General features: G+C 51.9%; 3 protein-coding genes. 1 reads left to right on the forward strand and 2 read right to left on the reverse strand.

The features are described 5' to 3' along the window. A partial coding sequence (locus tag AKV04_RS10035) for an integrase core domain-containing protein (protein WP_156317463.1) occupies positions 1 to 206 on the forward strand: 206 nt, incomplete at its 5' end. Positions 207 to 1639: 1433 nt separating this feature from the next. On the opposite strand, the gene AKV04_RS10040 is transcribed toward AKV04_RS10035, so the two are convergent. Further along, entirely contained in the window at positions 1640 to 3835 is a 2196-nt protein-coding gene (locus AKV04_RS10040) for a type ISP restriction/modification enzyme (RefSeq protein ID WP_235815598.1), read from the reverse strand. Positions 3836 to 3870: 35 nt separating this feature from the next. Beyond that, the coding region (locus AKV04_RS10045; RefSeq protein WP_156317464.1) for an IS3 family transposase at positions 3871 to 4363 on the reverse strand (493 nt) is incomplete at its 5' end.

Raw genomic sequence — 4363 nt, forward strand, 5'->3', positions numbered from 1 at the left:
AGGAGATATTCGATACCTTGGCTGATGCCCGTAAAATACTGGCGCTCTGGCGTTACGACTACAACAACGTCAGGCCGCACTCATCCCTCGGCAACAAGACCCCGGCAGAAGCGCGCCGAGCGCTCGAGCTATTTGATGGCAACGCCCACGGCGCGCTTGCCCAACCCGCAACCGATGACTATCAACCCAAAGGACTCTCGTTATGAACGAGGGACGACCGGGGGGCAGGTCACTATGTAGCGAGGCCTCCTCGTCGAACATTTCTGTTGCGTCAAATAGTTTAGCATCAAATTTGCTACCAAACATAAGAAATGAGGTTTCCGTGGCGTCAAATATCACCGGGGTCTTCAAGTGGGTTTTCGCTAGATGCCCGTAGTCGATGGCGGCGTTACCTTGTTCTCTTCGCCATTCCAACCAATCTGCACCAAGCTTTCTTAGATAGCTCTGTCTCGCGGCCATTCTGGGGCGCTCACAATAGCTTTTGTCGCCTTTCAGCGTAGCTACGGCATGATCTAAAATTTCGCCGTAGCTTGGCAACGATGAATTTGACAACGCCGCATTTACCCAGTCCAGCGGGTTCATACCAGTCTTCCATAGTGGTGCGTTCATGCAGATACACATGAACGCGAAGGGTCTGCTTTGAGTTCGGGTGAAACTAGCAACTCTTCCTCCCCAAGCTTCAAGGCCAGAGGGAGTTTTAAGTTTTCGAAAATGTAGACCTACCAGATTGAGGCACACCAATGAAACCAGAGATCCCAATTGATACGCGACCACTGAGTTGTTGATTTTTGCGTAGTGAGCCAAAAGATGAACAGGTGCTGAATACAACGTCAGTTCAGGTGCATACAGTCGATCACCATACTCCTTATTCAAAAGATGCTCGTCAACAATCATTTCGTCTTTCGGTAGCACACTTAGCGTTTGAAATTGCGTTGAAAGTTCCGACCATGTTGCGGTCGTCTCCAGTAGCGCTGCTACGCTTAACGGTTGGCGAACCAATTGCCTCTCAGTAAAGTGATCGCCAAAGCGTACGAAAATGATAGGCTTTTGTTCGTCAGGCCGACCTGCGGAGTTGAACTCAATCCCACATGAAAAATTTATACGCCAAGGCATCGTTAATGTATGTTTTCTGCCATTGCCCTCAACCGTCCGATAGTAGTCAGAAAATGACAAGCGACGATCGTTGTCGTGCAAATCAAGAAATCGATGAAAGTTAACCTCGCTCCCAGGCCTGTTGACCGTCGGCATAACATCATAGGCATGATAAACATTTTTGAGGTATTCGTTGCCCCAGAGCGTGCCAACAGTATCAGCCCAATGTGTTATCTCATGGTAAATGGTTGAGAGACGTTGTCGAATTTCTGTGAGTTTGCCCTGTTTAAAGCTAGATTCAATGTCATCGGCTCGAATTTCGTTAAGAAATATTAGCTGAGATCGAGGGTCAAAATGGGCGAGATTCTTTGTGTTTGGGAATGGCATCCTATATCACTCAACTCATTCTATTTGATGCTGTAATTGATATCGATAGGACATCATCTTGGCTCTCGATCTTGTACGGTTGGGTGACCATCCTGTCTGACAAATCTTCTCCCGCCGTAGGCCAGACGATGGTCATCGCCTCGACTATTACCAGCGCGCATCACATCACCTCCAGCTTCGGCAACCCGCGCACGATTTCCATGGTTCGCAGGCTGACGTTGATGACGCGCTGGAACAGCTCCAGCGGGTAGGCGGGGTTGTTCATGGTCTCGATGGCATAGCGGTTGGCGTCGTTTTCGATGCCGCTGTCCTTGTCGGTCTTGACGACTTGGCGTTCCATCACCCATTCCAGCGCGGGTTTGCCGTTCACGACGTAGTCGTAGGCCCCCAGGGGCACGTCCTGCATGGTGATGTTGGCGTTGTAGATGACGGTGGTCTTGTCCTTGTCCTTGCCGGATTTGCCGAAGGCCCATTTCGTGACGCGGTAGAAGGCCTCTGGGTTCTTGATGTCGGCGAGGCGCAGGTCGCCTTGCTTCATCGTGACCGGGTAGGGTTCGACCGTCTCATAGTTCACATGCAGGTCGCCGAGGGTGCGGCCCGCGCGACTGAAGGCCCAGAAGTCGGCGGCGGTTTTCACGCGGGGGATGCGGGGCAGTTCCTTGGACAGATTATCGGCGTATTTCGCGCGGTAATCCTCGGAATGCAGCAGGCCGTAGACATAGTAGAACAGGTCTTCCTTGGTGATGATCTCGCCGGGGTAGGCGTCTTGGAAGTGCTTTAGGCCAACGTCAGTAATTGCGTCGCGCTTTTGACGCCCTTGATGTACTTGCGCCTCGGAGAAGAGATCGTCGCTGTCTTCATTTTCTTCAATCCCATATAGTGATAATGGAAAACACTGACCGTTGAACATCATTTGGATGTCAGGCATCGTTGACGACATCAAAACAGAGAAACCTTTGCCGCCAACGCCACACATTGCAATAACTCTATTGGATGTTTTTGCGTCAGGGAAAATACTGGGTATCTGATAAACGCGATTGTTGAAATCGCGATCAAAATACGCCCATTGTCTCGCAAAGGGGCGGTACATTGACGGCACTACTGAAGCAGGCTTCATCGTTACGTACTTACCACGCTCAACACCAACGTATTGGGCGTGATCCCAACTAATTTTTGGCGGACTCTTATCTACAAAGTCTTTTATATCGTCGACCTTCGGAGCTGATTGGTAGCGAGTGACCTCAGAGTTGTAAAAATCAATCGTAGCCTTCATATTCGTCAGCACAGTGCTGCTTTGAAAGTTACAGCACCAAGTGTCACGATTGGTTTTGAGGCCACTTGTATAATTTTCAAAGAGTACTGGCGCTAAGCGGTCTCTCTTATCTCCAATTTTAATGAATGCATCAAAACTGCTGTCGCGTTGACCTAGCCAATCGTTGTGTGCGTCTGGTTGAACGTTCACCCATCCGTTTATACTTGAAATTCCTCTAACACTTTCAAAGTCGCGAATGATTGCCAACTTTTCTTTCTGGTCAAGGTAGTCACCAATGTCGTGAAAGTGGACCCTGCCATGAGCAGTCGCGTCTGGGTTCTTGACCAGTATGCTGATGGCAACTGGCGTTCGTGTGCCTTCGCCAAACACGTTGCCGCGTTCTTTGCGGCGTTGCTCGCCTGACGTGCGGGCGTTACCACGCAGATGGAAGATGTAAAGATCGCTGAACTCTTCCGCCAGACAGGCACGTATGCCGTCTGCTGCGTTCCCGTCCAGCCAGCCAGCATTGCTAACATAGGCCATAACGCCAGCGTCACCGATCCTGTCCGATGCCCAACGAAAGGCACGGATGTAACTGTCGTAAAGCGAATTCTTCAGTGTCGCAGTTGACCGCGCTGCATACGTATCACGAATGCGTCCATCAAGAGTAGGGTAGGCCACATTGGCGTTGTTGTCGTTCGCGCTGCCTTGCCCAGCCGAATAAGGCGGGTTCCCCACGATCACCCGAATGTCCGTCGCCTTCTGCCGCTTCCGCCGCTCCGAGTTGTCGGGCATGTAATGCGAGATCAGGTCGTCGCTTTCATACATCTGGAAGGTGTCGGTCAGGCAGATGCCCTCGAACGGCACATAGTCGCCGCCCTGCAGCCCGTGATAGACCGCCTCGATGTTGATCGCGGCGATGTAATAGGCCAGCAGCACGATCTCGTTGGCGTGAATCTCGTGGCGGAACTTGTGCTCCATCTCTTCTGGCGCGATCAGGCCGGATTGCAGCAGGCGGGTGATGAAGGTGCCAGTGCCGGTGAAGGGGTCGATGATGTGGACGCCGGGGGAGCCGAGGGTCTGGCCGAATTCGGATTGCAGCACCTCGTTCACCGAATGGATGAATAGCCCCGAGTTTCCTAGACACCTTGCAGCTTCAGTTTTTGCTGCTGCTCGAATGCGATCGGCGACAGCATTCCGTTCCTAACGTGTTTGCGCTGCGGGTTGTAGAAGAACTCGATGTAGTCGAACACATCCTGGCGGGCTTCTTTGCGGGTTTTATACTTTCTTCGGCGGATGCGTTCGCGTTTGAGCAGGTTGAAGAAGCTTTCGGCGACGGCGTTGTCCCAGCAGTTGCCACGTCGGCTCATGCTTTGCGTCAGATTGTGCTGTTCGAGGAACTCCTGCCACTCATAGCTGGTGAACTGTGAGCCTTGGTCGGAATGCACTTGGACTTTGGTCTTCGGTTTGCGGCGCCAGACGGCCATCAGAAGGGCTTGCAACGGCAGATCCGTATAGGTCCGACCCTGCATGGACCACCCAACAACACGCCTAGAAAATAGATCGATGACAACTGCGAGATAAACGAAGCCCTCGTGGGTGCGGATGTAGGTGATATCTGTGACCCAGAAC

Origin of the sequence: Cypionkella psychrotolerans, assembly GCF_001294535.1 — a bacterium.
Lineage (GTDB): Bacteria > Pseudomonadota > Alphaproteobacteria > Rhodobacterales > Rhodobacteraceae > Cypionkella > Cypionkella psychrotolerans.